The following is a 26,543-nucleotide window of genomic DNA, read 5'->3' as shown; positions in this document are numbered from 1 at the left end:
GTTTTGCTATTGCGAGCCTAGGCTCGACAATAGCAAATATGGGGTTCTTGAGCGCGTTCAGACCGCATTCCGGCTCTTATTTCGCGTAATAGCCGCCGTCGATCGGGAGCTCGATTCCCGTAATGAAGGACGACTCGTCGGAGGCCAGGAACAAGACGCCGGCCGCGATATCCTCCGGATTGCCGAGACGAGGCAGCGGCGTCTGGGACAAAAACCACTGCTTCATTCCCTCGTCGGCGAACAAATCGACGGTCATCGGCGTGGCGATATAGCCCGGATGGACCGAGTTGACCCGAATGCTGTGCTTCGCATAGTCGATTGCCGTAGCCTTGGTAAGCATCCGGACGGCTCCCTTGCTCGCCGTGTAAGCCCCCGCTCCGCTGCCGCCGGTCAGTCCGGCGATCGACGAAATGTTGACGATCGACCCTCCGCCGTTGTTGATCATATGGGGGATGACGTGCTTCTGGCCGAGAAATGTGCCGGTTACATTGATGGACATCACCTTGTCCCATTGCTCGACGCTTGTTTCCAGAAACGGAATGGCACTGGAAATGCCGGCATTGTTCACGAGAATGTCGATCTTGCCGTAATGGGCAACCGTCTCCTCCACGACGCGGATCCAATCTTCCTCCGAGGCGACGTTATGGGAAAACCCTATCGCTTCCCCGCCGTTCTGCTTGATTTCCCGCACGACCTCCTGCAGCTTGTCCTGCTGCAAATCGGTAATGGCCAGCTTTGCCCCTTCTTTCGCGAACAGTAGGGCGTCCGCCTTTCCCATACCGCCGGCCGCACCCGTAACGATAGCGACTTTCCCCTGCAATCTTCCCATATCCGAGCCCTCCTAAGATTTTATCGGAAAATTTCGGATCATCTTCTCGAAGGAGGCGATCAGCAAATCGATTTCCTTCTCGGAGAAGTCCGACCACAAGCCTTCCGTCAATTCTTTGTACCTTTCTATCATTCGGGCCTCCACTTCCCTGCCCTTGTCCGTAATTCGCAAGTAGACGTTGCGCCTGTCCGTTTCGGATACGATTCGTTCAATATACCCTTTGCGGGCCAGTTTATTCGTCAAATTCGTAACGGCCGGCAGGGTGACGTCCATTGCGCCGGCAAGCTCCGAGCAATTCCGCATCTCCGCGGCCGCCAGCGTTTGCAGGATGAAATATTGCGGCGCCGTCAAATCGTTCTCCAATATTTTGGCGTAACCGACCACGAAGTGGGTCATTTGACTGGAGACAAGCTGCGACAGCCGTTCCTTCTTGTCCAGCAGCCATCACCTCCCTCATCCAAAACTATTTCACATCATTTAATAGTTCATACCTTTTAACTAATTTTATTGTAAGCATTGCCGAGTAGGCAGTCAAGCTGCAACCATTGCCAAAAAATAATCGGGATTTGGTTCGCATTATTTGTCACAGCAGCGCACTCTCCCCCGTCTTGTATGTGAATCCAACAACGGAGGGCGATGAAGGATGAAAACGTATGATGCGGCCATTATTGGCGGAGGCGTCTCGGGATTGATCGCGGCCATCGATTTGGCCAGAGCGAATAAATCGGTAATCGTGCTGGAGAAATCGAATCGGATGGGCGGACGGGCGATGACGGTCAACAGGAACGGAGCTTGCTTCAATCTGGGAGGACACGCGATTTATCGCGCCGGGGAGATGCATGCCATCCTCGGAGAGCTTGGCGTGAAGCTGGAGGGCGGCTCGCCGAGTCCGAGCGGATATGCCATTTGGCAAAACCGGCTGATGCGGCTGCCCGGCGATCCGGTCCGTCTGCTCTCGTCCAGGCTGCTGTCGTGGTCGGGCAAAATGGAGCTCGGCCGGTTTATGCTCGGCTTGGGCAAAATCGATGCCGACGCGATACCGGGCGTCAGCCTGCGGGACTGGGCCGAGCGGCAAATCCGCGATCCGATGGTGCGCCATATTTTTTACGCGCTATGCCGAACGGCCACTTACAGCAAAGAGCTCGATCATCAGCTGGCAGGTCCCGTCATGAAGCAAGTGCAGCGCTCGCTGGGCAGCGGGGTGCTCTACGTGAACGGAGGCTGGCAAACGATTGTCGACCAGCTCCGCGAGCAGGCGATTCGCGCCGGCGCCACCGTTATGAACGGCAAGCACGTCACCGAAATTTTGCGGGACGGCGGCGTGAGCGGTCTCCGGTTTGCGGACGGGGACAGCGTGAAGGCGGACTATGTCATCAGTACGTTGGCTCCGGCTGAAACGTACCGGCTGGTCCGGGACGCGGAGCGAACCTCGCTGCGGAGGTGGAAGGACAGCGCGCGACCGGTCATGGCCGCTTGCCTCGATCTTAGTCTGAAGCGGCTTCCGGTCGCAGACCGCCATTTTGCGATCGGTCTCGATCAACCGGTCTTTTTCACGAATCATTCGAGAGTGGCAAAGCTTAGCGACCATGGTACACTGGTGGTGCATCTGATCAAATACAACGGCAAGGACGAAAGCGATCCGAAAGCGGATGAGAGCATGCTGGAGCAGACGATGAGCCTGCTGCACCCCGATTGGCAGCGGGAAGTGGAGGCGAGGCAGTTTCTGCCCAATATTACCGTGGTCCATGACTATGCGCACATAGGTAGAAGCGACCCGCTGCCCGGCCCTTCGGTTCCGGAGGTTCGCGGCCTTTACGTCGCCGGAGACTGGGTCAGCCATGGGGAAATGCTTGTGGACGCGGCTGCAGCCAGTGCGCGACGCGCGGCGGTCCAAATCTTGAAGGACATGGCGGCGGAAGGAAAACGTCATGCTGCCGGCTATCCGGCCGTCTCAGCCGTCCAGATCGGCTGAGACTCGGCCGACTTTCGGAAAATTGGAGTGGAAAGGGGTGTCCCGATCATGGAAGCTCCGTTATCGATAGAACAGTTGTATGCCTCTTACAAACCGTTGTTGTTTTCCCTTGCTTATCGGATGCTCGGAAGCGTCATGGATGCGGAGGATATCGTGCAGGAGGCGTTTCTATCCTTGAATGCGGCGCCGGAGCCCGAGCGCATCCGCAGCGGAAAATCGTATTTGTGCAAAATCGTCACCAACCGCTGCATCGATCGGCTGCGCTCCGCGCAGAAGCAGCGGGAGCTCTATGTAGGACCGTGGCTACCCGAGCCTATCGTTGCAGACGATTCGGACCTTGGCGACGACCCGCTCCAGGCGTACGTACGAAACGAATCGGTCTCGACCGCTTACTTGCTGCTTCTGCAGCAGCTGTCCTGGGTGGAACGGGCGGTCTTCCTGCTGCGGGAGGTGCTGCAGTACGAATACGACGAAATTGCCGACATTGTCGGCAAGAGCAGTACGAACTGCCGGCAAATTTTCCACCGCGCCAAACGAAGCATCGGCGTTCGCCCGCCGGTAGACGAGGAAGCCGGATCGGCCTCGCGCAAGCAGACTGAAGCGCTTGGCGAGCATACCGCACAACTGGTCAACCGGTTCGTCCACGCTCTGTCGACCGGCGATCTCGGCACGCTGATGAATTTGCTGGCCAAGGACGCCGCTCTGTATTCGGACGGCGGAGGCAAAGTAAGGGCGGCTGTTCGTCCGATCCTCGGAGCCGAACGGATCGTTCCGTTTCTGGCCGGCATTCTGGAGAAAGCTCCTCCCGGCTTCTCCTACAAGACGTCCGTCGTCAACGGGCAAACCGGAATCGTTACGTACGTGGACGGGGAACCTAGTACCGTCATTTCCTTTCATGTGGAGAACGATCTGCTGGAAGCTATTTATATCGTATTGAACCCGGATAAACTGGGGAATGTCCGATAAAGCTTGCATCAGTCTGCAGATTTTATTCCCCGCACTCTGCGGGAGCATATACGTAGACCTTCGTATGGAGCGCATCGCCGCAAACGACGACCCGCTCCGGCACCCAGCCGGGCATCGCAAAGCAAACGCTAATCACTCGGGCACCCGTGGGCAGCCGCTTGCGCAAAATCGGGCCGAGCCTCTTCATCGCTCCAGGGTACAAGTAGCAGACGACCACGTCTGCACCTTCGTAAGAGTAGTCGTACAAGTCTCCCCGGATGAACCGGATGCGAGGCTCCATGGCGATTCCGGCTCCCTGCCTGTAGCGGAAGGCGAGCCTGCCAAGACACCGGGCTGTCCACAGAGGCACCGGGGAATTCTCGATACCGATAATCCGGCTTCCCGGACAACGTCGCGCCAGCTCGAAGGCGAGCGTTCCCCAGCCTGACCCCGCATCCACGATCGTTCCGTACGTGGCGAGCCGATTCACTTCCTCGGCCACGGCGGTACGTACCCGGGCCGACGAGGGCATGGGGGAAATCCCGTTCCGCCAGCTCGCGTAGACGATAGACACCATCGCCAGAAATACGATTCCCGCGAGGACGACAGGTACGGCCTCATATACGTAGACGGCGATAACTCACGCCTCCCTAACCGAATTCATCTATTGGTAACATTCGGCCCATCAGCCGTCGCAGTCCGGCGTGTACCGATAGCTTGCCAGCTCGATACGCCCTCTGTCGTCGACAGGAACGCCCTCGCTCTCCAGCAGTGCCGTCTGCGTGAATCTCAGCTCGTCGTCCATAATCGCGATTTCCCCTTTGGCGTTAACGACTCTGTGCCACGGAAGTCCGTGGGCCCGGCTCATCGCGTGCAGCACCCTTACGACCTGCCTCGCTCCACGCGGGTGGCCGGCCTCGCCCGCGATTTGACCGTATGTCATGACGCGGCCCGCCGGTATTCCTTTAATAATCTCGAGTACCCGCTGCGTGTAAGGCTCCATGCGCCTCCCCCTTTGCTTTTGCGGACAAATGCTAGTATTGTTTGGATGAGCATCCCCATTCGATACGAAAAAAGGTCGGTCATCCTTTGAACAGTTCCCGGCAATCGCCCCGATTTCTATATACATACGCTTGTCACGAGGACGAGCTTTCTTTGTGCCGGTTGGAGCTGCGCTCCTTGTTCGGGGCCGATGCGCCGCCCAACATCGTGCATAGCGATATCCGGCTCGATCCGAGCCGCAGCCCGTTCGTGAAGGAACGAATCGAAGTTCTCTTCGAAGGCGCAAGCGTGGCCGACATAGCGGAACAAGCCGAAGAGCTGCAGCTGAACGGAGCGACGTTCAAGGTCATGTTCGTGAAGCGGAACGGCCTGGAAGCGTCCCTGCAACCCGATTATGCGGAGCAGCGTGCCATCGAGCGTCAAGTGGGAGCGCATATACGCGGCAAAGCGGACGTACGCGATCCCGATCGCGTATTCGGCATAGTTGCTGCTATGGACGGAAGCTGGTATCTCGGCCCCTGCACGAAAAATAAATCCGTCTGGCTCCGTCATAAGAATAAGCCCGGCAGCTATTCCATCGCGCTTCCTGCCCGCACGGCCAGAGCTATCGCGAATATCGCCGTTCCCCGCGTATCCGGCATCCGGGCAATCGATCCGTGCTGCGGCGTCGGGACGGTACTCGTGGAAGCTCTCTCGATGGGAATCGATATCGTCGGACGCGACATAAACCCGCTCGTCGTCCGCGGGGCGCGCGAAAATTTGGCTCACTTCGGGCTGACGGGCGTTGTCGAGCTGGGCAATATTTCCGATATTACAGAAGACTACGATGCAGCCATCGTCGACATGCCGTACAATTTGGTATCCAGAATTACGCCGCAGGAACAGCTCTTCATCCTGCGGCACGCACGCCGAATCGCCCGCAAGGCGGTTATTGTCTCCATCGAATCGATCGACGGCATGATCGAGGATGCTGGATTTATCATAGCAGAACGGTGCGTTGCGAGGAAGGGCTCGTTCTCGAGACACATTACGGTTTGTACAAGATCGGGGGATACTGCGGATGATTTTGCATAAAGGCGAGACCTTGTTCCGCCAAGGGGAGTCGGGGCCGCTTTACCGTCTGCACAAAGGTCTTCTCAAAATCGTACGCCTCCATGCGGACGGCAATTCGACTCTCGTAAACATGATCGTGCCCGACGAGCTTATTCCGCACCATTCCCTGCTCTCGCCGAACCCCTACTACGGCACTGCCGTTGCGTTGGTTACGAGCGAAATCGAGGCGATCTCTCCTTCGGAATGGTACCGCAGCCTGGAGCAAGATCCCCGGAAATACCGCGATATCGCGCTGCAGCTGCAGGACAAGCTGAGAATGATGCAGCAGCGGATCGACCAGTTGACCGAAGCGGCTCCCGCAGAGAAGCTGCGGAAGCTACAAGGTTGGTTTCAAACCCATATCGCCTCTGTACCGATAACCGATATTCTGACTCAGGATGAAATCGGACAATTCATCGGCCTTCGGCGCGAGACGGTCAATCGGCTGCTGCGGGCGCAATCCGCCTCGGAATGAAACGGCCGTTACGGCCTTTGCCCGGATAGTACTTCCGGTTTTTGTTCCGATACGGGCTCCAGACTTCCGGCCGGACCGAAAAATTCATAATGGATATCGGCGTCCGGGATTTCCATGGCTTTAAGCGCACCGTTGATTGCCCTCATAAAAGGAACGGGGCCGCAGAAATAATAACCGGCGTCTTTGTCCGACACGATCGATTCCAGCCAAGCATGATCGACGTAGCCGTGTTTATGGAAAGCATTGTCCACGTTATCCTCTTCCTCCGGCTCGTTATAGCACCAGTACACTTGTACATGCTCATGCTTGCGGACAATCTCCTCGACATGATCCTTCATCGCATGCAGCCTGCCGTTCCGGGCGGCATGAATGAACGTTACCCGGCGCGCGGGCTGCGTCTCTACGAGCGTATTCAGCATGCTGACCATCGGCGTCAGTCCGACTCCTCCGCTGATCAAGACGACAGGCCGCTCATCGTTCCGTTCCAAAACAAACTCCCCTGCGGGCGCCGATAGCAGCAGCGTGTCGCCCTCCCGGACACGTTCGTGCAAATAGACGGATACTTTGCCTGCCGCCCGATCCTCCGTTCCGTCCTCCCGCTTGACGGATATCCGGTAATACGGCTTGCCGGGGGCATCGGAAAGACTGTATTGGCGAATATGGGTGTTGCCCTCTCCCGGAATGTCCATTTTCAAGCTGACATATTGCCCCGGCTCGAACGCCGCAATCGCCTCTCCGTCCTCCGCCTCCAGGTAGAAGGAAGTAATCGCGTCGCTCTCCTTCACCTTCCGATCGACCCGGAATTTCCTGAATCCGGCCCAGCCGCCCGCTTGACGTTCGGCTTGCTCGTACAGCCCGCGCTCTACGCCGATGAAGGCATCCGCAATGAGTCCATACGCCTCCGCCCAGGCTTCCAGGATCTCGTCCGTAGCCGCGCTGCCGAGCACGTCCTGGATCGCGCCAAGCAGATGGTGCCCGACGATCGGATAATGCTCCGCTTGGACCCCGAGACTGCGATGCTTATGAGCGATCTGCTTCACAACGGGCAAAATGGCTTCCAGCTTGTCTATATATTTCGCCGCGGCGTATACGGCATTGGCCAGCGCGGCCTGCTGTCTCCCTTGCTTTTGATTGGCGTGATTGAACACGTTCAGCAGCTCCGGATGGTTGGCGAACAGCATTTGGTAGAAGCGCGTCGTAATTTCCGTTCCGTGCTTTTCCAGCACGGGCACCGTCGACTTGATGATCCGGATCGTTTTTTCGCTTAGCATAATCGTTTCCCCGCTTTCGCAATAGTTGGCATGAACCAAGTATACGCAAGACGAAGCCATCGCCCTTGTGATTGCGATCACACCAAAATGCAACGATTTGTGACTCGCGGCCGTCAAGGTTTTCGTATGGGATTTGTAAGGCGCATCGCGACGCGGGCGATCGCCCGCCTCCTCGGGTGTTTTATCACTTCATGATGGAAATTCGTGATAAAATAGAGGGAATCCGTCCGTCAACCGGACTATCTGCCGCAGGAGGACTCCATGCTTTCCTTCGTTCGCTCGGTCATGAATTCGTTTGTGCAATACAAGCTGCGAACCGCACTGCTGTTGGCCGCCCTTCTTGTCGAACTGGCTTATGAGACCTTCATGCCGCTCAGCTTCAAATTTATTGTCGATTTCGCCATCGTCCCGCACCGGTACGGACTACTCCTGCTTATTCTCGGCCTGATGGTGACGGGCGCCCTCGCTTCGGTCGTGATCGGCATATACCGCGACCGCATGTTCGCCGGACTCGGCTCCCGCATCGTTACGGACTACTACCGGCGAATGTTCGGAAAGCTGCAAAGCCTGTCCGCCGATTATTACCACCGGGTGAACGGCGGAGACATCGTGTCGCGGTTCAATAACGATCTCATTTCCATCGATGCCTTTATTATGCTGATCCCTTACGCGATTTTGTCCGTGCTCGGACTTCTGTTGAACGTGGCTGTGCTCTTCGTTCTCCAGTGGCAGTTGGCTCTGCTCGCCGTAATCGGGCTGCCGCTTTGCCTCATCGGCCCGAAGCTGTTCGGGCAAAAGGCGTACGATGCGAGCTACAAGCTGAAGGAGGAGCAGGCGGACATCGCCGTCGCCGTCCAGGAAAACGTCAGCGCCCAGCCGGTCATTAAGGCGTTCGGGCTGCAGCCCTTGTTCATCCGGCGGTTCGACGACCGCATGGACCGTTACAGAAGCTTGTCCACCCGCTCCAGCTTTACGAACTTCCTGATCGACCGCACGACCAACATGGGTACGATGATCCTCAACCTGACGACTATATGCACCGGATCCATACTGGCATTCTTCGGGTTTCTCTCGATCGGCTCGCTGCTCGCCTTCAGCGCCATTCTGATCAGCCTGAGCTATCTGGTAGCGGCGATCACCTGGCTTGCGCCCCAGTTCATTCAAGCGACCACGGGGATGCAGCGGATTCGCGAGCTTTTGGATGAACGGCCGTCCGTTGCGGATGATGCGCAGGCCGCCCCACTGCCGCCCTTCGAACGTACGATTGAATTCCGCGACGTGTCGTTCGGCTACAGTGTCGGGCAGCGCAGTCTGAACGCGATTAGCCTTACGATTCCGAAGGGAACGTATGCCGCTTTCGTCGGAGCCAGCGGTTCCGGCAAAAGCACGATTATCAATTTGCTTATGCGGTTCTATGATCCGCAGCACGGCGCCGTTCTGTACGACGGAACCGACATCCGCCAAACGACGCTGCAGTCGCTCCGTTCCCGGATCGGGATCGTTTTCCAGGAAAGCTTTCTGTTCCGCTCCTCCATTCGGGAGAACATCCGTCTCGGCAAGCCTGAAGCCACCGACGACGAAGTGATGGAAGCGGCTCGCTCGGCGGAAATTCACGACTTCATTATGAGCTTGCCGGACGGCTATGACACCGATGTCGGCGAACGGGGCGGACGCCTGTCCGGCGGACAACGGCAGCGTGTGGCGATCGCCCGGGCGATCGTACGCAATCCGGCCATCCTGATTCTGGATGAAGCGACGTCGGCGCTCGATCCTGCCACGGAAGCGGCCATCAACAAGACGCTGCAGCGATTAACCGCCACGAGGACCGTTATATCGGTGACTCACCGTCTCGCTTCGGCCGAACACGCCGACTGTATCTATGTGCTGCACCAAGGGGAAATTGCTGAGCAAGGCTCGCACCGACAATTATTGCAGCGCCCGGATGGACGCTACAAACAGTCGTGGCAGAAGCAGACCGGGTTCGATTTCAGCGATGACGGGTACCACGTGGAGGTTCGGGCGGAGCGGCTTAAGCTGTTTCCGATTTTCTCGGACATGGACGATGCCTTCTTGCATAACATTTCCCGTTTTTTTGCGACGGAATCGTATGCCAACGATCGGACGATTATTCACGAAGGAGATCCGGGGGACAAGTTTTACGTCATTGTACGGGGAAAGGTCGAGGTGATGAAGAAGGACGGGCTCGGCGATAGCAAGCGGGTCGCCGTATTATCCGACGGAGACTTCTTCGGGGAAGTCGCGTTGCTCCGCAACATTCCCCGTACGGCTACGATCCACACGTTGACGCCGGTCGTATTTATTACGCTGCAGCGCGAGTTTTTCCGGGACTTGATCGAGCAAGCCCCTCATCTGGCCGCGCTTCTCGAGTCCCGTTCCAAATAAATGACACGAATGGAATCGATCAGCTTGCCCAGCGTCGCCGCGATCTCCACCTTATCCTTGAACTCCTCGCGGATCAGGTGGGCGAGCGGCTGCTCTACTTCGTTGTAGTGCCGGAAAGCTTCCAGCGCCTGAGCATCCCATACATCCGCATAGTGAAGCAAATCGCCCGGCATGACCCGGGTCCGGTCGGTTCCTTCCTCCGGAAAGCATTCGAACGGCTCATCCACATTCAATGATCCGTAGTCGTCAGTCAACTGCTCCCCGGGGTATATATCGCGAACGGCGATTTCCACCTCGTAGGCGGTCCCGATGCAGTTGGCGTGGAAGCTGTGGTTGACGAACCGCCCGTTGTCCCAGCACAGAATGAACATCCCGTACTGATTGCGGTAAGAATACTTTTTCACCAGCTTCTTCCGGTCCTCATCCAGCCCCTCCACGACCTCCGGCTCCAGAATTTGATCCAGGTCGTCCAATGCCCATGTTAAAGTCCCTTTGGGGATGAACCGCGTAGCAAATACGCCGAAACCGATTTGCTCGTTAATGAAGCGCAGCTCCGTGTGCGGATGCATCATCGTCGTTATACTCCTCGTCATCCAAGATGACATTCAGTTTCCCTATATATTATCGATCCGACGATCAATTCCTTCCTGTTTTTTCTGTGCTAACGCAAAAAAAACGCGACAAGCCCCGCCTTCGCATACTAGTCCCCAAATCTGATCCGGATCGAAGCCAGAGAAGCCCTTCGCGCCCGCCTTTTCAAGCGGCAGCGAAAGGCTTCCCTTATCCCGGCTTCATTGTTTGCCGATGATGCTCATGATGACGCGCTCCAAATCCTGCGGCTCATTGGCATGGTTGTATATGCCGAGGAAAGCGCCGGTCGCTTCCGGGACGCTGGCGATCAAGTGATTGGCGGCGGATTGCTCCGGTCCGGTCGGCCTATTTTTCGTAAATTGACACGCCATATGGTAGCGGGAGAGCAGCTTCCGCTCCAGCTCGCCTGCATATTCGCTCGCCATCGACTCCCAATGCGAATCCCAGGAGGGGCGCCCGGCCAATACTTTCGTCAGCACGCGGGCGCCGTACAGCGCATCATGCTGACCTTGCCCCACCGCCGGGTCCTTGAAGGCAAGCGCGTCTCCCGTCAGAGCCCAGCCGCGCCCCATCTCTTCATGCCAATCGTTGTCATACCCTTGCAGCCCTCTGATCGGGCCAACTAGCTTCGCCTCCTCCAGCCGTTCCGGGAAAGACGTTGCGGCGAAGCCTTTGCCGATAAGCTCCCGAAAGCTGGCTTCGGCGTCCCGGTTGAACCGGCTGATCCAATCGTTCCATTCGAGCGGGAACATGAGGCCGACCACATGCAAATTGTCGCTGGTCGGAAATACGATGGCCAAATATTCGCCGATTTTGTAAAATTCCGTGCAGCTCTCGCCCTCCTGCCGGAAGCCTTCGAAATATCCGACATAGGAGGCGAAATCGGTCGGCACCGCCATCTTGCGCGCGCTTCCCGCCCATTCGCGGACCTTGGAGCGTCTGCCGTCCGCGCCGACGACTAGCTTGGCGCGGTAAGCCGCCGCTTCGTCGTTGCTTCCGACGCCCCCGATACCGACCACCGTATCTCCCTCCCGCAGCAAGCCCGTTGCACGAAAGCCTTCCCGCGCGGTTACGTTGGGGTGAGCGGCGGCATGCTCGAACAAAGCTTGATCTAAATACGTGCGGCGAATGCACAGGCAATCGGTCTCGCCGGCCGTCTCCGGAAACCGGCCGTCGATCACGGCGTCCTCCATCCGGATGAACGCCCTCCTGTACGTCGGAGTGCCCGTGGCTAGCAGCCGGTCCAGCACCCCCATCTCCCTCAGCATCGCTACCGAATTGTTAAAGAAATTGTGGGTAGACAGCACATCGCTCGGAAAATGAGCCCGGTCGACCAGCAGCACGCTATACCCCGCCTTGCCCAGCTCGTACGCGAGCGACGATCCGGCAATGCGCGCCCCGACTACAATGACGTCAAATTCGTTCTTCATTCCTTCCCCTCCTGCACCGAATGCACTGATTATACCCGCTATCGGTCGGATACACGTCTATCGAACGATATAGGAGAGGATATATATTTGTCGTTCGCCTCGGCATTTAACTGCTTGTAGAATCGTCCAGCAGCCCCAGCTGTTCCGCTGCCCGGATCGCTTGGACCCGTCCGCTCGCATGAAGCTTGCCGTAGATGCGGTGCAGATGCAGCTTCGCGGTCCCCTCGGTCACAACCAGAGCGGCTGCGATGGCTTTATTGGTCAGCCCTTGGGCCATCAGCCGCAACACCTCCCGTTCTCTCGGGGTAAGGGCATCGGGCCCGAACGCTTCGCCGGGCGAGGCGGCAGACTTCTTCGGGATAACCGCCGCCACGTCGGCAGCGGAACAAATCGAACGGACGTAGTCGGGCGTGACTCCGGCGTACAAGGGCTCATTGGCTCCCGCGTTACGGTTCATGCCGACAATCCGTTCGACTATGAACGGGCTCTCGTCCAGAAACGAACGCAGATAACCTTCCCGTTCCCCCAGCAGCAAGGCGGCGTGCAGCCTAGCGTGGCTCTCGCCGGATTGGCGCTGCATCGAATAAATCTCCGCGCCGAGCAGCAGACCATGCAGCTCGCTCATGAGATTGCCGGATTGGCGTGATGCCCGGAGCAGCTTGTCCGTATACTCGCCGGCTGCTTCCAGCTCGCCCAGTGCAAGGAGCGTCCGAATATAAGTGAGCCACTCGTAGTCGGATGCGGCACCGATTTCGGAACGCGTCGCCGGCTCGCAATCGGACAAGGCCCCGTATCCGTTCATCGACTTCGCCTGCCAGTAGGCCGACCAGGAACGCGCCTCCTCGGCATTTCCGAGCGACATCTGTTGGCGGGCCCATTTCGCCGTCAGCTTGTCGAACCAACGGGTCGTATGCAGATGCCGACCCTCCAGACGCCATATCCCTTGCTCGACGAGCTCCGTTGCTTCCTCCTTGCGGCTATCCGCCCACAGCACGTCGGCCAGGCAAATGGTGGCCGGTACGTAAGCTCCAAGCACGCCGAAGGTCCAGCCGAGACGAACGGCTTGTTGTGCCGCGTCATGGGCGGCTTCCAGCTCATTCCGTTCATACAGCACCTCGCTCAAAGCGACCTGCTGAAAGGCTGTGAACGGAAATTCATGCAATCCGTTTTTCTCCAGAAAGTACCCGTACGAACGATGATACGCTTCCGCTTGTCCGATCCGGCCCTTGAACCCGAATTTCCCGCGTATAAAAGGAACCGTTCCCTCGTTCAGCTCGATGCCGTGACTGATCAAGACCGACACGTGCTCGGCCGGCAATTCGTCCCGTTCGCCCAGCTGCCTGATCAGTCGCAAGGCGTGTTCGAAGTCTCCCGACCATACGGCGCAGACATTGTCCACGATCTGTACCTCCTCGCGGAATCGGGTCAACAGGCCGTATTCGTCCGCGGCCTCCCAGCGATTGAGCGCCTCTTTCAGCCCGCTGATGCGGGGAAATGCCCGTTCGCCCAGACCGGCCATCAGCTCGGTCCATATGCGCAGCAAAATGAGCAGAGGACTGCCCGCCGTTTCTTCCGGCAGCCGGTCCAGCCAGTTTAGCAGCGTGGTTGTCTCCCTCCGTCTCAGCCAATTCGCCGCATGCGCTTCCAGCCAGTCTGCCGCTTGACCGAACGCCCCCGCCTCCAGCGCATGATGGATCGCTTCCGACATGTAGCCGTGGGCTTCGAACCATGCCGCCGCCCGCCCATGCAGCAGGGACACATCCGGAGCCCCGTCGTACGGGAGACGGCTTTGCAGAAAATCGGCGAACAAATGATGGTACCGATACCAGCACCGCTCTTGGTCAAGGGCGATCAGAAACAATCCGCTTCGCTCCAGCTCTGGCAAAATGGCCGGGGAGTCCGGCCCGTCTGTTACAGCGAGGCACAAGGAATCGTTCATCCGCTCCAATATCGAGGTACAGACCAGGAATCGTTTGACCTCGTCCGCCAGCTTGCCGAACGCTTCCTCCATCAAATAATCGACGACATGCCGGTGCCGCCCGGACAACGGTCGGCGAGTCCCCGTCCGGCTTCCCGATCGGGACAGGACGGACAGCTGCAGCATGGCCGCCCACCCTTCCGTACTGCGGGCGAGATCTTGAAGCAGCGAATCGTCGGGCTCCTTCCCGGTCCGTCTCATCCAGTACGACACGATTTCTTCTTCCGTAAACCGCAGCTCCGACATGTCCAGCTCATGCAAGCTTCCCTTGGCCCGCATCGCGCCTAACGGGAACGGAATGTCTTTCCGGCTCAGCACACATACGTGCACATGGGCGGGCAGCCCGTCGATCCACATGGACAGATCGGAATGGATCTCTTCCGATTCGATCACGTGATAATCATCCAATACGAGCACGATCGGTTCCCCGGAATCGCCCGTTCGAGCAATGAGCCAAGCCGCCGCCCGTTCGGCGGTAAACGGATAAGGGGATATCCGCCTACCATTCTCCACTACCTCATCCGACACGGGAAGAGACGATTGAAGCGCTTCCGCCACATAGGTCCAGAACCGGAGCCGGTCATTCTCTCCTTTATCGAGCGATACCCAGCCGAAGCGGACTTGCGCACTCCTCAGCCAGCTGCCCACCAGCGTTGTTTTGCCGTATCCGGCAGGGGCTATGACCGAGGTCAGCTTGCAGCACAGCGCTTGTGACATACTCTCGTACAGCCGCTCCCGCGCGACAAGGTAGAAAGGATTCTCGGGTACGTGCAGCTTCGTTGCGAGCAGAACCGGCTGTTCCGACGGCCTGCCCGGCACACCTTCCCCTTCCTTTTCCTGCCCTTTCATGATTCGCCCCCTCTTTTCTTAAATCCGGATCATAAAAACACTATGTATCCTTATTCTACGGAATTATCGCTTCTTCCTTGTGTGGAGACTGGGGAATCCGTCGCATGGTAAACTACCCCGACCCCCATTTTTTTGTATAATGGGGTAAAACCGATAACAACCTGTTCGCGGACAGCACACAATGACAGGATAATCCGATTAGTCGAGGATACGATGATGAACAAAGGGATGTGATGAGGTTGGACGGGCTGTTGCGGATGAAGGATGCTCTCGATCTTATGGAGCAGAAAATGGAGGAACGGACAAATAGTGCCTTCTTGTAACACTAAGAGTGTCAGCAGTTGTTGAGAACGGGACGAGGAGAGGAGCATGAGCATGGGAAACGCATTTAAGGATAAAGTAGTATTGGTCACAGGCGCATCCAGAGGCATCGGACGCGCTATAGCGGAGCAATTTGCCCGCAGCGGGGCCAAAGTCGCAGTCAATTACAACAGCAACGAAAACGCCGCGCAGCAAGTCGTAACCGGCATCCGGCAGGAAGGCGGGGAGGCTGTAGTCGTACGGGCCGACATCAGCCGCGTCGGAGAAATCCGCAGCATGTTCGACATCACCCTTCAAACTTACGGCCGTCTGGATATTTTAGTGAACAACGCCGGAGTGATGATCACGAAACCGGTCGAAAGCTTTACCGAGGAAGACTATGACCGGCTCTTCGACAGCAACGTGAAAGGCACCTTCTTCGCCTGCCAGCAAGCGGCCATTCGCATGTCGCCGGGCGGCCGCATCATCAACTTCTCCACCTCCGTCGCAGGCGCCATGTTTCCCCAGTACAGCTTGTACGCGGGCACCAAAGGCGCGGTCGAGCAATTTACGCGGCAGCTTGCCAAGGAATTGGGCCCGAAGGGCATTACCATTAATGCCGTAGCACCCGGCCCGGTCAATACGGAATTGTTTACACAGGGGAAAAGCGAAGCCCAGATCGAGACGATCAAGCGCATGAACGCCTTCGACCGTTTGGGCGAAACGGAAGATATAACGGGCACCGTCCTGTTCTTGGCCGGCGAGGAAGCGAAGTGGATTACCGGACAGACGGTCCGGGTAAACGGCGGGTTCGTGTAATCACCGTTCATCCAGCAAATACAACTTCGCCGCGTAGGCTACCGCTTTCACCCGGTTATTCACTTGAAGCTTGTCGAATATATTTTTCACATGCACCTTCACCGTCTCCGGAGACGTGACCAGCCGGCCGGCGATTTCCTTGTTGGTAAGCCCGGACGCCATAAGCCGAAGCACTTCCTTTTCCCGTTCCGTCAACGGGGTCCGCGGTTCGGGAAGCTCCGGTGGCCGGATCCTGCCTCCCGCCGCTCCGGACGGGTCCGGAAAGTAGGCGGATAGCTGGTAGACGGTATACAGCTGAGCCCCGAGCATTTGCAGCACCCGCAGCCGGCCTTCGTCAAAAGCGCCGGTCGTATGGCGGTTCTCCATGTACAGCGCCCCGACGTATTGGTCTTGAATAAGCAGAGGCATACAAAGCGCGGATTCGACGCCATTCGCCGGGAAGTACGGATCTTGGGCGAACAAGCCGTCCCGCGAAGCGTCGTATACGATATACGGAGAACGCCTAAGCATCGAGTACGTTACCAGATGGATGCATAGGGTATCGCAATCGGCAAGAGGAATGGCCCGATGGTTCGCAATCTGCCCGGCATCCGCCTCGACAATAAGCTCGACGGACAACCCGGAGCCAAGTGCCGAAATATAGCAGCCGCGGTCCGCACCCGCCGATTCGAGTATGATGCTCATTAATTTGAGAACGAGCCGGTCTATGCCCGCCTCTGTAGAGAACGCCTGGGAAGCGCGCATCACCGCAGCCAAATCGAGCATTTGCGAATAGTCATAGCCCCATTCGCCGCTCGCCGTGTCGCGAGATTCAGCAGTATCGATTATAGCCGTAGTGTCATCAAGCGGTTCTGTCCGAACAGCCGGGTCCGCCAAGCCAAGCTCGAACGATTCTACGGAGCCATCTTCCTCCCATGCAGCCAGACAGCGCTCCAAGTCCGATCTTAAGCCGCGAGCGGATTGATACCGTTTGTCCACCTGCTTCTGAAGCAGCTTCATCACGATATCGGCGACAATCGCCGGCACATCCGGACGTGTATCCGTTACATCCGCCGGCGCTTTGGCGACATGGGCATGTGCCCAGCCGAGCGGGTCATTCGCTTCGAAAGGAAGCCTCCCGGCCAATATTTCGAAAAATGTCACGCCAAGCGAATACAAGTCCGTCCGACCGTCCAACAGCTTGTTCGTGCGCCCGTTTCGCTCGGGCGCCATATAGGGCGGGCTTCCTTCGATCAGCGGCATATTGCGCGCCTGCAGCCCGCTCTCCTCGGACAAAATCGCGTGTCCCATACCGGTAATGTAGATTTGGAGCGTACCCGGCACGACGACGACGGTATCCGGGCGCAGGTTCATATGGAGCACCTGCCTCTCGTGCAGCTGCTCCAATACGCTCGCGATATGTATGCCCAGTTGCAGAAATTCTTTCACGGGCAACGGCCCCGATGCGCAATAATGCCTGAGCGTTAGCCCGTTCACCCACTCGCTGGCCAGAATCAATCCGTTGCCGCGTCTAAGAAGCGCCAACGGCGCGAGTATTCCCTCTATTTGCAAATGGCTGGCGATCTCGAATTCGTTGATCAGCTTGGCATTCTCGATCATGGCACGATGCCCTTCCTTGACGATTTTCAGGAGGACATCGGTGTTGCGATCTTCAGAGGAAGCGAAGCATATGACCATATTGGGGTCTTCAAAAATGACCTGATGAATTTGATGCCCGGGTACCGTGTACATATTCGGCCTCCCTCCCATTCCCATTATACTAGAAATACCCCGATTCGTCCGGGTATAGCGCAGCCGCCTATTCATAAGCGCCACCGTATTGAAAAATGACGCAGCAGCAGCGGGCGTAAGCGGGAAAGGAGCATTGCATTTCCTGCTATAACGCAAAAAAAGCCGTTCGACTCCGAGAGTCAAAAGGCTTTTCCATTTCGTACCGGTAGACTTCACAGCCCGTTCGATCCGCGTCTGCGTAGCACGCCGAGCCGATCCCGTCGGTCGCGTTCCGGTGCAGACGGACGCCACCGGTCCTCTTCTTCGTCGCAGTCGTCAACATCATCGAGATAGGCGTCCGTCGCCACATCGCGTTCCACTCCGGCTTGTATCGCCATTTCCGTTCCCTCGCTCTCCTATCGATATATAAGATCATTCTGTCCAGCCCGGGTGACATTCAACCTCGCCGTCCCTTCAGGGACTTTTTTGCAGCCCCGTCACACGCCGGACTGATCGGGCTTCGGCCTGCCTGCCGCAATCAGCACTTTGTTGCCTACCAAGAAAAATCCTTGGATAAACAGCAGCACGCCGGTCCCTATCAGCAGCCACTCGATTCGGATTATATCCGATATCGGTCCGAATACAAGCATGCCGAGCGGCATCATCGAGCTCGATATCATGCCCAACACCCCGAACACTCTGCCCAAGTAATCGGGCTCCACCTTCTCTTGCAGCAGTACGGTAGAAGGAGTATTGAAGACCGGCATGGCGACGCCCACCAGTCCCATAAAGACGAGGTAAATCCAGAACACGGGAATGACGCCGAGCGCGAATGTACAAGCCCCGATCATCAGGCAGGATAGCGTCATCGTATGAATCTTGTTGGCAAAGCCGCCCCAAGAGGCCATGAAAATTCCGCCGGCCATCATTCCTATCGAGAACGTGATCTCGATCGCCGTCAGGCGCCATACCTCGTCACCGAAGCTTCTGGCGACCTGCAGCGGCGTAAGAAAGGCGACGGGAGCGGCCAGGACGAAGAAAAAGGCGCAGAATAGAAAAAACTGCTTCACATAATCATGATTTTTGATATAAACGAAGCCTTGGCGCATGTCGCTGAAATAACTGGTCGTTTGCTTCTCCAATGCTTTCGCATGAACGGGAACCCGCAAAAATAGAAGCAAGGTCACGACCGCTATCGCCGCCGTAATCACGTCGATAAAGAAGATCGTTTCGATCGTGGCAACCGTAAGCAGGGCTCCGCTGGCCATAGGGGACACCAGCATGATGAACGCCTGAATGCTTCCGTTGGTGCCGTTCACCTTCGTCAGCTTGTCCTCCGGCACCAGCTGAGGAATAAAAGCCCCCACAGCCGGAGTTTGAATGCCGGTCCCGAGAGCGCGGATCGCCGACATCAAGAAAAGCAGCCATAGGGCATCGTACCCGGCCATAAACAGAATGGCCATAATTAAGGTGGATATCGCGATCAAGCTATCCGATAACACGATGAGCAGTTTCCGGTTATACCGATCGGCCCATACTCCGGCAAACGGAGACAGGAAAAAGGTAGGAAGAAAACCGCAAACGATGGAGATCGTCATCATGACGCCCGATTGGGTCGTCAGCGTAATGTACCACATGATCGCATACTGGACCAGCGACGATCCGAACAGCGATATCGTCTGGCCGACCAAGAAGAGCGTTATGTTTTTTTTCCAATTAGCATTCATGGTTGGAGCATTCTCCATTCGGTATTAGGATTCCCAGCCGACGACATTACGAAGCCATCCCCTTGCGCCGGCGTCATCCGATAAGTGCGCTTCGGAAGGCCGGCAGCCTCCGGCTCTCATCAGTTCTTCCACTTTGCGTCGTTTTTATTCGCGGGAATTCGTAATGACGCGATTGCGAGAAGGTAGCGGACTTTCCCTTATTCCACATTTTGAACAACGGACTTATCCGGCAGGATGTGCTCTTCTCCCCAATCGCTCATCCTATCGAGGAAGGCGATCATGGACCTTCCCCGGGCTGTCAGCGAGTATTCTACCTTCGGCGGGGTCTCCGGATACACATTCCTATCGACGATGCCGTCAGCCTCGAGCTCCCGAAGCTGCTCGGTCAGCATTTTTTTCGTAATGGACGGAATGTGGCGCTGCAGCTCGCCATACCGCACGGGCTCCGTACTGATGTACAGTTTCCGGTAGATCGGAATTTTCCATTTGCCGCTCAGGAGCGCAAATACGAGCTCCACGGGGCAGTCGTTCGGCTGGACGGGCATCCGCAACGCCTCCATTTTCTACCTGTATTATACACTATCTCCCTTCTCGATGCCGGACACTTAAAAGTGCCTAATTGTTTGCGGGATCGATAGCGCCTATACTCACCAGTAAAGGGAGGGATTGCATTGAATATCGGAATCATCGGAGCCGGCAATGTCGGAACCGTTCTGGGAAAAGGGCTGGCTATGGCAGGTCATCGCGTTTTAATGAGCAGCCGCGATCCGCAAAATGCGAAGCATCGGTTTTGGAAGCAAGAGGTCGGCGGAAATGGGGACATGGCTTCATTTGACGAAGCCGCCCGGTTCGGCGAAATTGTCATTTTGGCACTTCCTTGGTCTTGCTTGAAGGACGTGCTCGATACAATCGGCCCTGTTCGCCTGAGTAACAAAACGGTCATCGATGTAAGCAATGCCGTGCGGTTTGACAACGGTCCCCGTTTACAATACGACCATACTTCGGCAGGAGAATGGGTCCAGAGCTGGTTGCCGGAGAGTCATATCGTCAAAGCACTCAATACGGTCAGCGACAAGCGCATGGTTCAACCGTATTTCAAGGAAGGCATACCCGCCATGTTTATTTCCGGTAACGCCGATCATGCCAAGCAGCAGGTCAAAACGATCCTTGGAGATTTGGGCTGGTCGGACATTATCGACTTGGGGGACATTCGACAAAGCCGTCTGCAGGAAGCCGTCATGCTTGCATGCGTCATAAGCGAAATCCGGCTGCAATTGCCCGGCGCGGCATTTGCATTGCTAAAGCAGTAACGATCGACAAGCGGAGGAATGCTTAAGGTCGAACCCGGATCACAACAAAAAAATCCCCTTTATCGGAAGGGGGTAGGTACTGCATATTCGGGAATCGTCACGGTGTCTTTCCTTCTTCCCTGTAGTCCTCGACAATGACCTCGATCTCCCCTGTCTCGGGATTCATCACAAAGCCATGAACGGGAATCGCCTTTGGAAACAGCGGATGCCGGCGAATCATTTTCACGCTGTGCATCACACCGTCCTCCGCGCGGTCGAATCCCCGCAAAAACTTTTCCATCCGAATCCCGGCATTCTCCAGCGTCTCGATGGCCAGCGGGTCGATGCCATGCTCGGCGAATTTATTGACCATGCCCTTCACATCGATCTCCGTCATGCCGCAGCCCAAGTGGCCGATCACGAGCACTTCGCGCGCCCCCAGCTCGTACACCGCCACCAAAATGCTGCGCATGGCGCTGCCGAACGGCTGGGTCAAAATAGCTCCGGCATTTTTAATGAACTTCGCATCCCCGTTTTTAAAGCCTAACGCCTTCGGGAGCAGTTCACTGAGTCGCGTATCCATGCAGGTCAATATCGCTATTTTTTTGTCGGGGTACTTGTCCGTCAAATAATCTTCATAGCGCTTCTCTTCCACAAATTTCTTATTGAACTGTACCAAGTTCGGGACGATTGACATCCAGTGTCCTCCTCGCGTGTTGTATACACTCTAATCTAACATTAAGTCGCAATTCAAATCCATATTTGTTTTCAAGAGTACGGAAAACACTTACTAAATTTGAGAAACCATAAAAAAATGAGTAAACTAGAAGTATCGAATGGAGGCGAATCCACATGGCCGATACGGCAATGAATATGGAAATAGGAATCAGTACCTTTTTGGAGGCTACGCCGGACCCGGTTACCGGACAGGTCATCAGCCATGCCGAGCGGCTGCGCCATGCGGTCGAGGAGATCGTGCTGGCCGATCAAGTCGGTCTGGATGTGTATGGAATCGGGGAGCATCATCGGGCCGATTATGCAGGAACTGCGCCCGCCGTCGTACTGGCGGCAGCGGCGGCTATGACGAAGAACATACGGCTTACGAGTGCCGTTACCGTGCTGTCCTCGGACGACCCGGTTCGCGTGTATCAAGCGTTCTCCACCCTTGACGGTATCTCTAACGGTCGGGCGGAAATTATGGCGGGCCGGGGTTCGTTCATTGAATCGTTCCCGCTGTTCGGATACAGTCTGGACGATTATGACGCGTTGTTCGAGGAAAAGCTGGAGCTGCTGCTCGCGATCAGAGCCTCGGAGAAGGTCACTTGGCGCGGCGGCCATCGTCCCGCCATCGACAACCTTGGCGTCTATCCCCGGTCCGTTCAGAGCCCGTTGCCGGTATGGATCGCAAGCGGCGGAAATCCGGAGTCGGCGGTTCGGGCAGGAACGCTGGGTCTTCCGATCGCCTTCGCCATCATCGGCGGCATGCCGGAGAGATTTGCTCCGTTAGTCGACCTTTACAAAGAAGCTGCCTCACGCGCCGGACATAACCCCGACCAATTGCAGATTGCCACGCATTCGCACGGATTCGTCGGAGACACAGCCGATCAGGCCGCCGATTTATTTTTCCCGTCCACGCAAGCCCAGATGAATGTCATCGGGCGTGAGCGGGGATGGCCTCCGTACACCCGCGCGGCTTTTGACGCCGCCCGCAGTCTGCGGGGCGCTCTCTATGTCGGCGATCCCGAGTTTGTCGCGGAGAAGATCGTTCTACTGCGCCGGAACTTGGGTGTCACCCGTTTCTTCCTGCACATCAATGTCGGTACGATGCCGCACCGGGAAGTCTTGCATGCCATAGAGCTGCTCGGCACCAAGGTTGCCCCGATCGTGCGCAAGGAGCTGGCTAGGCAGTAGTATTTACCACCCCCTTTCTTGCGGGGGTGGTTTTTTTCTGGCCGAAATCGTCACATGACCAGAGTAGCGATATCGGATGTCATCCGTTCAATAGGTTTAACGGCTTGTGCAGACAACTCGTACACAAACGACGGTCGAGACTGCTCGGAGAAATGCTTGAGAATTAATTCCTCGCCGTGCAGCTCGTCAAGACGCGTCGAAAGCATGCGAGGCGTGACCGAATGCAGGACGCGACGGATTTCCTGAAATCGCTCATAATGAAAATGAAGCGCAACGAGCACAGGCATATTCCACGCCTTGGCGGACAAGGCTCCATGCCCAATCTTCGCTTCGGAGCTCCGAATCGCTTTAGCCGCTTCCCGGTAAAGCTTCCCTTTCTCCGTTAACGTGTACTCCGGCAAGAGAGGATGGCGACGCTCGTACGGGGTTAGATGACGAACGAGATCGACCTCGCTTAGCTGCTTCAGATTATCGCTGAGCCGGGCAGGCGTAATCTCCAACTGCTTCTGCAACGGAGTGAATCTCCCCCCGCTGCTTTCCAGCTCAAGCAAAATCGGAATCGTCCATCGCCCGGACAGCTGCTGTGAAATTTCAAGCACCGTCCGCTTCTTGTTCAAAGCTCGGTCAACTGCTGGGAAAGCATGAGAGAATGCCCATCCGGATCCGAGAAAGTCGCCAATTTAACGAAATCCGTAATCGTTTCGATTTCACCGGCAAAGGCTACGCCTTGCTGTTGAAGCTTATGTACGGTAGTATCGATATTCTCCACATCGAAGACCGTAGAAGACGTGGAAGGAACAACCGTTTCCGCCTCCGAAAACCCGATCACACAGTTCTCCGTATTCGTCTTGACCATAGCCATCCCCCACTCGGGATTATGATAAAGCAATTCAAAGCCAAGCTTTTCGGTATAAAACGCCAGCGAACGATCGAGATTTTGGACGCTATACCACACAGTGAAACCGGGAATAAACATGCAGCCACCTCCTCTTGATACCGAAATTATACTAAGTATATTTTCGATAGTCAAATTGGGTGTTGTTTGTCTGTTATCTTATGTTGGCCTCATTAATCAAATCTCTTTCTTTAAAGCTGACATAGTCATGATCCGCCCCAAGAATCAAATGATCCAGCAGATGGATGCCGACGATCTTCCCCGTTTTCATCAACTGCTGAGTGACTTCAACGTCTTCGGGGCTCGGTTCCGGATCGCCACTCGGATGGCTATGAGCACATATGATAGATGCCGAGTTTGCCCATATAGCGGTTTTAAAAACTTCCCTCGGATGAACAAGCAAGCTGCTCAGCGTTCCTATAGCTAGAATTTGTATAGCCGTAGGTTTATTCTTAACATCCAGACATAGTAGTACAAGCATCTCGCGATCCGTCTCTGATTCAATAAATTGACGAAATAGTCGATGAGCATCGTCCGGAGATTCTATTTTCGGATAGGAAAAGAAACTTCTTTCCCGCACCAATTTCAAATGAACTACATCTATCCGATTCATCTTACGATCTCTTTTCCTCCCCACGCTACCTCCTGAATTACTTCGTCCTCTGACTATAGTCATCATAATATCACAAATCAACCACACGTGACTATAGTCCGTAGACCATTTGTCACAATCGTGGAAATAATAAAGCTCAAGGAGTGATGACCTTGAGCATAGAGATCGTTTTTGGGCAACAATTACGCAAAATCCGCGAAGAGCGAAAGCTTAGCCAAGAGGAGCTTGCTTTTCTGGCCAAGCTCGACCGAACTTATATCAGCTTACTCGAACGCGGCAAGCGGCGCCCTACGCTGAATACGATTTTTGCGTTGGCTGGGCAGTTGAATATTTCTCCGTCTGAATTGGTGCGGTTGGTTGAGGAAAAGGTCGAAAAATGATCCGTTTTCCCGTTTCCATTCCCCCTTTTCCGCGATGTAACCATTGACCGACAGTCGTCAAAGTTGCCCTCTGTCGACTAAACCACCTCGCATGATCGTTGAACGCTTGCCGCCTTTTCCGGAGCTCGCGAGACCCCGTATCGATCAAATAGCGGAACTGGCGTGTGCTATTGCCCCGAAAAGCAGTGCCGACAGCCAATTAACGGAAAACGATTCCTCTATTCCGCTGTTTACTACCCTTTTTCACCCCGAGTGATCGAAATAGCGGAAGCCTGCGTCGTTATTTTCAGGAGTGTAATGAAAGTCGAGACCATAACGGACTCCAGTGCCGTTATACACAGACAATGTCTTGTCACGCCCACCAACGTCCAACTTGTATGCGGGTTATGCTTACATAGAAAAAAAGAAAGCAATAAATTGCCAAATCGGCAATTTACGCTTCCTTTACCATCCGGTTTTTTGGTTCCGGATTTGCTTGTTTTTTACCCGCTAAGCCAAGCGCCCGCTCTGTTGAAGTATGAATTTCTTGGATAAGTTCCGGGTTTTTCAATAATGACACGCCATAAGAAGGTATCATTTCTTTTAATTTCGGCTCCCACGCCTTTATATGTTGCGGGAAGCATTTTTTTATGACTTCGAGCATGACGGATACGGCGGTAGAAGCACCCGGGGAAGCGCCGAGCAATGCAGCTATCGAGCCATCGGCGGCACTAATAACTTCCGTACCGAATTGAAGCGTTCCTTTGCCGGCAGCAGTATCTTTAATAATTTGTACACGCTGACCCGCTACCAGCAACTCCCAATCATCGCTTTTGGCATTCGGGACAAATTCCCGTAAAGCTTCCATGCGCTTTTCTTTCGATAACATAACTTGCTTGATCAGGTATGTTGTCAATGGAACGTTTTTTACGCCTGCGGCCATCATCGTTACGAGATTATGCGATTTGACGGAAGTCAACAAATCAAGCATCGAACCGAATTTTAAAAACTTTGGCGAGAAGCCGGCAAACGGTCCGAAGAACAATGATTCTTTCTTGTCGATAACCCTGGTGTCAAGATGCGGAACGGACATTGGAGGAGCGCCGATCGCAGCTTTGCCGTATACTTTTGCACGATGCTGCGCTACAACATCCGGTTTCCGACACACCATAAATAGTCCGCTTACCGGAAATCCTCCGATACCTTTTCCTTCAGGAATACCGGATTTTTGCAGCAAATGGAGACTTCCTCCCCCGCCTCCGATAAAGACGAATTTTGCAGTATGGCGTTCTACGGTACCGCTGTCGACATTCCGCACTTTCAATTCCCACGAGCCGTCGCTAGTACGTGTAATATCATCAACATTATGTTTGAATTTGATATCGACGTTTTTACTCTTTAAATGATCAAACAATAAACGCGTTAAAGCGCCAAAGTTAACATCCGTACCGGATTCGATTCTTGTTGCCGCTATAGGTTTATCCACTGTCCGGTCTTTCATCATGAGGGGAATCCATTCCTTCAGTTTTCCCGGGTCATCGGAAAATTCCATCCCTTGGAACAAGGGATTGCCGGACAACGCTTCAAAACGCTTCTTTAAAAACGTTACGTCTTGTTCCCCTTGCACAAAGCTCATATGAGGCACCGGCATGATAAAGTCCTGCGGATTGCGTATCAGACTGCTGTTTACGAGATAAGACCAAAACTGCTTGGAATCTTGGAACTCTTCATTAACTTTTACAGCTTTGCTAATATCTATGGATCGGTCCGGTTTTTCGACGGTGTAGTTAAGCTCGCACAGCGATGAATGCCCCGTTCCCGCATTATTCCATTCGTTAGAGCTTTCCTCTCCTGCGATTGCGCGCCTTTCCAACACTGTAATTTCCCAGTCCGGCACTAATTCCTTCAGCAGTGACCCCAAAGTAGCGCTCATGATTCCAGCACCAATCAGGATAACGTCTGTTTTAGTTTGTCTGTTACTCATGTTTACCGTCCTTATACCCTAAGTTTGCAGAAAGGATGTAGGAGATTCTGCTCAGGCGCCATTGCAAATCAGGGCGCGACCTAGTCATACATCTTTTCT

26 protein-coding genes are annotated in these 26,543 nt (G+C 55.4%); 9 read left to right on the top strand and 17 right to left on the bottom strand.

Annotation, left to right across the window (positions count from 1 at the left end; genetic code table 11):
* Window positions 1–76 precede the first annotated feature (76 nt).
* A complete protein-coding gene (locus tag FE784_RS29890) occupies window positions 77–829 on the bottom strand; it encodes an SDR family NAD(P)-dependent oxidoreductase (protein ID WP_139605921.1) in 753 nt (250 codons plus the stop codon).
* 12 nt (window positions 830–841) lie between these two features.
* Window positions 842–1,225, bottom strand: a complete 384-nt coding sequence (locus FE784_RS29885; protein ID WP_139605920.1) for a MarR family winged helix-turn-helix transcriptional regulator — start codon at window positions 1,223–1,225, stop codon at window positions 842–844.
* A gap of 247 nt (window positions 1,226–1,472) precedes the next feature.
* On the opposite strand from FE784_RS29885, the gene FE784_RS29880 reads away from it, so the two are divergent.
* Both FE784_RS29880 and FE784_RS29875 read left to right on the top strand, forming a co-directional pair.
* Window positions 1,473–2,801, top strand: a complete 1,329-nt coding sequence (locus FE784_RS29880; protein ID WP_139605919.1) for a phytoene desaturase family protein — start codon at window positions 1,473–1,475, stop codon at window positions 2,799–2,801.
* A gap of 48 nt (window positions 2,802–2,849) precedes the next feature.
* Entirely contained in the window at window positions 2,850–3,767 is a 918-nt protein-coding gene (locus FE784_RS29875; RefSeq protein ID WP_139605918.1) for an RNA polymerase sigma-70 factor, read from the top strand.
* A 22-nt stretch (window positions 3,768–3,789) separates the two neighbouring features.
* On the opposite strand, the gene FE784_RS29870 is transcribed toward FE784_RS29875, so the two are convergent.
* Entirely contained in the window at window positions 3,790–4,278 is a 489-nt protein-coding gene (locus FE784_RS29870; protein WP_246132248.1) for a class I SAM-dependent methyltransferase, read from the bottom strand.
* 153 nt (window positions 4,279–4,431) lie between these two features.
* Window positions 4,432–4,749 (bottom strand): MGMT family protein, encoded by a 318-nt coding sequence (locus tag FE784_RS29865; protein ID WP_139605916.1) that lies wholly within the window; start codon window positions 4,747–4,749, stop codon window positions 4,432–4,434.
* A gap of 86 nt (window positions 4,750–4,835) precedes the next feature.
* Between FE784_RS29865 and FE784_RS29860 the strand changes: the two genes are divergently transcribed.
* Window positions 4,836–5,822 (top strand): TRM11 family SAM-dependent methyltransferase, encoded by a 987-nt coding sequence (locus FE784_RS29860; protein WP_139605915.1) that lies wholly within the window; start codon window positions 4,836–4,838, stop codon window positions 5,820–5,822.
* Entirely contained in the window at window positions 5,809–6,315 is a 507-nt protein-coding gene (locus tag FE784_RS29855) for a Crp/Fnr family transcriptional regulator (RefSeq protein WP_139605914.1), read from the top strand. The genes FE784_RS29860 and FE784_RS29855 overlap by 14 nt, the downstream gene beginning before the upstream one ends.
* 8 nt (window positions 6,316–6,323) lie before the next feature.
* On the opposite strand, the gene hmpA is transcribed toward FE784_RS29855, so the two are convergent.
* Window positions 6,324–7,586, bottom strand: coding sequence for an NO-inducible flavohemoprotein (gene hmpA, locus FE784_RS29850; protein WP_139605913.1), 1,263 nt, complete (start codon window positions 7,584–7,586; stop codon window positions 6,324–6,326).
* A gap of 261 nt (window positions 7,587–7,847) precedes the next feature.
* Here hmpA and FE784_RS29845 point away from each other — a divergent pair, with 261 nt between their 5' ends.
* A complete protein-coding gene (locus FE784_RS29845) occupies window positions 7,848–9,989 on the top strand; it encodes an ATP-binding cassette domain-containing protein (protein WP_139605912.1) in 2,142 nt (713 codons plus the stop codon).
* Here FE784_RS29845 and FE784_RS29840 read toward each other — a convergent pair.
* The 3 genes from FE784_RS29840 to FE784_RS29830 form a co-directional block, all read right to left on the bottom strand.
* On the bottom strand, window positions 9,953–10,561 hold the full coding sequence (locus tag FE784_RS29840; protein WP_139605911.1) for an SET domain-containing protein: 609 nt from the start codon (window positions 10,559–10,561) through the stop codon (window positions 9,953–9,955). The genes FE784_RS29845 and FE784_RS29840 overlap by 37 nt on opposite strands.
* Window positions 10,562–10,780: 219 nt before the next feature.
* A complete protein-coding gene (locus FE784_RS29835) occupies window positions 10,781–12,010 on the bottom strand; it encodes an NAD(P)/FAD-dependent oxidoreductase (RefSeq protein WP_139605910.1) in 1,230 nt (409 codons plus the stop codon).
* Between the two features lie 106 nt (window positions 12,011–12,116).
* Window positions 12,117–14,837, bottom strand: a complete 2,721-nt coding sequence (locus FE784_RS29830) for a winged helix-turn-helix domain-containing protein (RefSeq protein WP_139605909.1) — start codon at window positions 14,835–14,837, stop codon at window positions 12,117–12,119.
* 375 nt (window positions 14,838–15,212) lie between these two features.
* Between FE784_RS29830 and FE784_RS29825 the strand changes: the two genes are divergently transcribed.
* Window positions 15,213–15,956 carry an SDR family oxidoreductase gene (locus tag FE784_RS29825; protein ID WP_139605908.1) on the top strand — a complete coding sequence of 248 codons (744 nt, stop codon included), beginning with the start codon at window positions 15,213–15,215 and terminating at the stop codon, window positions 15,954–15,956.
* Here the strand turns inward: FE784_RS29825 and FE784_RS29820 are convergent, their stop codons facing one another.
* The 4 genes from FE784_RS29820 to FE784_RS29810 all read right to left on the bottom strand — a co-directional run bounded on the left by FE784_RS29820 (window position 15,957) and on the right by FE784_RS29810 (window position 19,938).
* A complete protein-coding gene (locus FE784_RS29820) occupies window positions 15,957–17,687 on the bottom strand; it encodes a protein kinase domain-containing protein (RefSeq protein ID WP_176706635.1) in 1,731 nt (576 codons plus the stop codon).
* A 212-nt stretch (window positions 17,688–17,899) separates the two neighbouring features.
* Window positions 17,900–18,064, bottom strand: coding sequence for a hypothetical protein (locus FE784_RS41210; RefSeq protein WP_176706634.1), 165 nt, complete (start codon window positions 18,062–18,064; stop codon window positions 17,900–17,902).
* A 99-nt stretch (window positions 18,065–18,163) separates the two neighbouring features.
* On the bottom strand, window positions 18,164–19,393 hold the full coding sequence (locus FE784_RS29815; RefSeq protein ID WP_139605906.1) for an MFS transporter: 1,230 nt from the start codon (window positions 19,391–19,393) through the stop codon (window positions 18,164–18,166).
* A gap of 197 nt (window positions 19,394–19,590) precedes the next feature.
* The gene (locus FE784_RS29810) at window positions 19,591–19,938 is read right to left on the bottom strand and encodes a winged helix-turn-helix transcriptional regulator (protein ID WP_139605905.1); all 348 of its coding nucleotides are present in this window, start codon (window positions 19,936–19,938) and stop codon (window positions 19,591–19,593) included.
* A 126-nt stretch (window positions 19,939–20,064) separates the two neighbouring features.
* Between FE784_RS29810 and FE784_RS29805 the strand changes: the two genes are divergently transcribed.
* Window positions 20,065–20,703, top strand: coding sequence for an NADPH-dependent F420 reductase (locus tag FE784_RS29805; RefSeq protein ID WP_176706633.1), 639 nt, complete (start codon window positions 20,065–20,067; stop codon window positions 20,701–20,703).
* A 97-nt stretch (window positions 20,704–20,800) separates the two neighbouring features.
* Here FE784_RS29805 and FE784_RS29800 read toward each other — a convergent pair whose 3' ends face one another.
* Window positions 20,801–21,379, bottom strand: coding sequence for a beta-class carbonic anhydrase (locus FE784_RS29800; RefSeq protein ID WP_139605903.1), 579 nt, complete (start codon window positions 21,377–21,379; stop codon window positions 20,801–20,803).
* Window positions 21,380–21,534: 155 nt separating this feature from the next.
* On the opposite strand from FE784_RS29800, the gene FE784_RS29795 reads away from it, so the two are divergent.
* Window positions 21,535–22,593 carry an LLM class flavin-dependent oxidoreductase gene (locus FE784_RS29795; protein WP_176706632.1) on the top strand — a complete coding sequence of 353 codons (1,059 nt, stop codon included), beginning with the start codon at window positions 21,535–21,537 and terminating at the stop codon, window positions 22,591–22,593.
* Window positions 22,594–22,643: 50 nt separating this feature from the next.
* On the opposite strand, the gene FE784_RS29790 is transcribed toward FE784_RS29795, so the two are convergent.
* From FE784_RS29790 to FE784_RS29780, 3 genes are all read right to left on the bottom strand, one after another.
* A complete protein-coding gene (locus FE784_RS29790; RefSeq protein WP_139605902.1) occupies window positions 22,644–23,210 on the bottom strand; it encodes a winged helix-turn-helix transcriptional regulator in 567 nt (188 codons plus the stop codon).
* Window positions 23,207–23,569 (bottom strand): VOC family protein, encoded by a 363-nt coding sequence (locus FE784_RS29785; protein WP_139605901.1) that lies wholly within the window; start codon window positions 23,567–23,569, stop codon window positions 23,207–23,209. The genes FE784_RS29790 and FE784_RS29785 overlap by 4 nt, the downstream gene beginning before the upstream one ends.
* Window positions 23,570–23,642: 73 nt before the next feature.
* A complete protein-coding gene (locus FE784_RS29780; RefSeq protein ID WP_218103835.1) occupies window positions 23,643–24,101 on the bottom strand; it encodes a JAB domain-containing protein in 459 nt (152 codons plus the stop codon).
* Between the two features lie 152 nt (window positions 24,102–24,253).
* On the opposite strand from FE784_RS29780, the gene FE784_RS29775 reads away from it, so the two are divergent.
* Window positions 24,254–24,481: a helix-turn-helix domain-containing protein gene (locus FE784_RS29775; protein WP_139605900.1), complete on the top strand. Its 228-nt coding sequence runs from the start codon at window positions 24,254–24,256 to the stop codon at window positions 24,479–24,481.
* Between the two features lie 433 nt (window positions 24,482–24,914).
* Here FE784_RS29775 and mqo read toward each other — a convergent pair whose 3' ends face one another.
* Window positions 24,915–26,444, bottom strand: a complete 1,530-nt coding sequence (gene mqo, locus FE784_RS29770) for a malate dehydrogenase (quinone) (protein ID WP_139605899.1) — start codon at window positions 26,442–26,444, stop codon at window positions 24,915–24,917.
* Window positions 26,445–26,543 lie beyond the last annotated feature (99 nt).

It is taken from the genome of Paenibacillus hemerocallicola (assembly GCF_006265175.1).
GTDB lineage: Bacteria > Bacillota > Bacilli > Paenibacillales > NBRC-103111 > Paenibacillus_AB > Paenibacillus_AB hemerocallicola.
This window is presented reverse-complemented; position numbering and strand designations above follow the sequence as displayed.

Bases quoted from the DNA above. Each gene is read 5' to 3' on its own strand.
- FE784_RS29890 (WP_139605921.1), bottom strand. From the start codon at position 829: ATGGGAAGATTGCAGGGGAAAGTCGCTATCGTTACGGGTGCGGCCGGC.
- FE784_RS29885 (WP_139605920.1), bottom strand. From the start codon at position 1,225: ATGACCCACTTCGTGGTCGGTTACGCCAAAATATTGGAGAACGATTTG.
- FE784_RS29880 (WP_139605919.1), top strand. From the start codon at position 1,473: ATGAAAACGTATGATGCGGCCATTATTGGCGGAGGCGTCTCGGGATTG.
- FE784_RS29875 (WP_139605918.1), top strand. From the start codon at position 2,850: ATGGAAGCTCCGTTATCGATAGAACAGTTGTATGCCTCTTACAAACCG.
- FE784_RS29870 (WP_246132248.1), bottom strand. From the start codon at position 4,278: ATGCCCTCGTCGGCCCGGGTACGTACCGCCGTGGCCGAGGAAGTGAAT.
- FE784_RS29865 (WP_139605916.1), bottom strand. From the start codon at position 4,749: ATGGAGCCTTACACGCAGCGGGTACTCGAGATTATTAAAGGAATACCG.
- FE784_RS29855 (WP_139605914.1), top strand. From the start codon at position 5,809: ATGATTTTGCATAAAGGCGAGACCTTGTTCCGCCAAGGGGAGTCGGGG.
- hmpA (WP_139605913.1), bottom strand. From the start codon at position 7,586: ATGCTAAGCGAAAAAACGATCCGGATCATCAAGTCGACGGTGCCCGTG.
- FE784_RS29845 (WP_139605912.1), top strand. From the start codon at position 7,848: ATGCTTTCCTTCGTTCGCTCGGTCATGAATTCGTTTGTGCAATACAAG.
- FE784_RS29840 (WP_139605911.1), bottom strand. From the start codon at position 10,561: ATGATGCATCCGCACACGGAGCTGCGCTTCATTAACGAGCAAATCGGT.
- FE784_RS29835 (WP_139605910.1), bottom strand. From the start codon at position 12,010: ATGAAGAACGAATTTGACGTCATTGTAGTCGGGGCGCGCATTGCCGGA.
- FE784_RS29830 (WP_139605909.1), bottom strand. From the start codon at position 14,837: ATGAAAGGGCAGGAAAAGGAAGGGGAAGGTGTGCCGGGCAGGCCGTCG.
- FE784_RS29825 (WP_139605908.1), top strand. From the start codon at position 15,213: ATGGGAAACGCATTTAAGGATAAAGTAGTATTGGTCACAGGCGCATCC.
- FE784_RS29820 (WP_176706635.1), bottom strand. From the start codon at position 17,687: ATGTACACGGTACCCGGGCATCAAATTCATCAGGTCATTTTTGAAGAC.
- FE784_RS41210 (WP_176706634.1), bottom strand. From the start codon at position 18,064: ATGGCGATACAAGCCGGAGTGGAACGCGATGTGGCGACGGACGCCTAT.
- FE784_RS29815 (WP_139605906.1), bottom strand. From the start codon at position 19,393: ATGAATGCTAATTGGAAAAAAAACATAACGCTCTTCTTGGTCGGCCAG.
- FE784_RS29810 (WP_139605905.1), bottom strand. From the start codon at position 19,938: ATGCCCGTCCAGCCGAACGACTGCCCCGTGGAGCTCGTATTTGCGCTC.
- FE784_RS29800 (WP_139605903.1), bottom strand. From the start codon at position 21,379: ATGTCAATCGTCCCGAACTTGGTACAGTTCAATAAGAAATTTGTGGAA.
- FE784_RS29795 (WP_176706632.1), top strand. From the start codon at position 21,535: ATGGCCGATACGGCAATGAATATGGAAATAGGAATCAGTACCTTTTTG.
- FE784_RS29785 (WP_139605901.1), bottom strand. From the start codon at position 23,569: ATGTTTATTCCCGGTTTCACTGTGTGGTATAGCGTCCAAAATCTCGAT.
- FE784_RS29780 (WP_218103835.1), bottom strand. From the start codon at position 24,101: ATGAATCGGATAGATGTAGTTCATTTGAAATTGGTGCGGGAAAGAAGT.
- mqo (WP_139605899.1), bottom strand. From the start codon at position 26,444: ATGAGTAACAGACAAACTAAAACAGACGTTATCCTGATTGGTGCTGGA.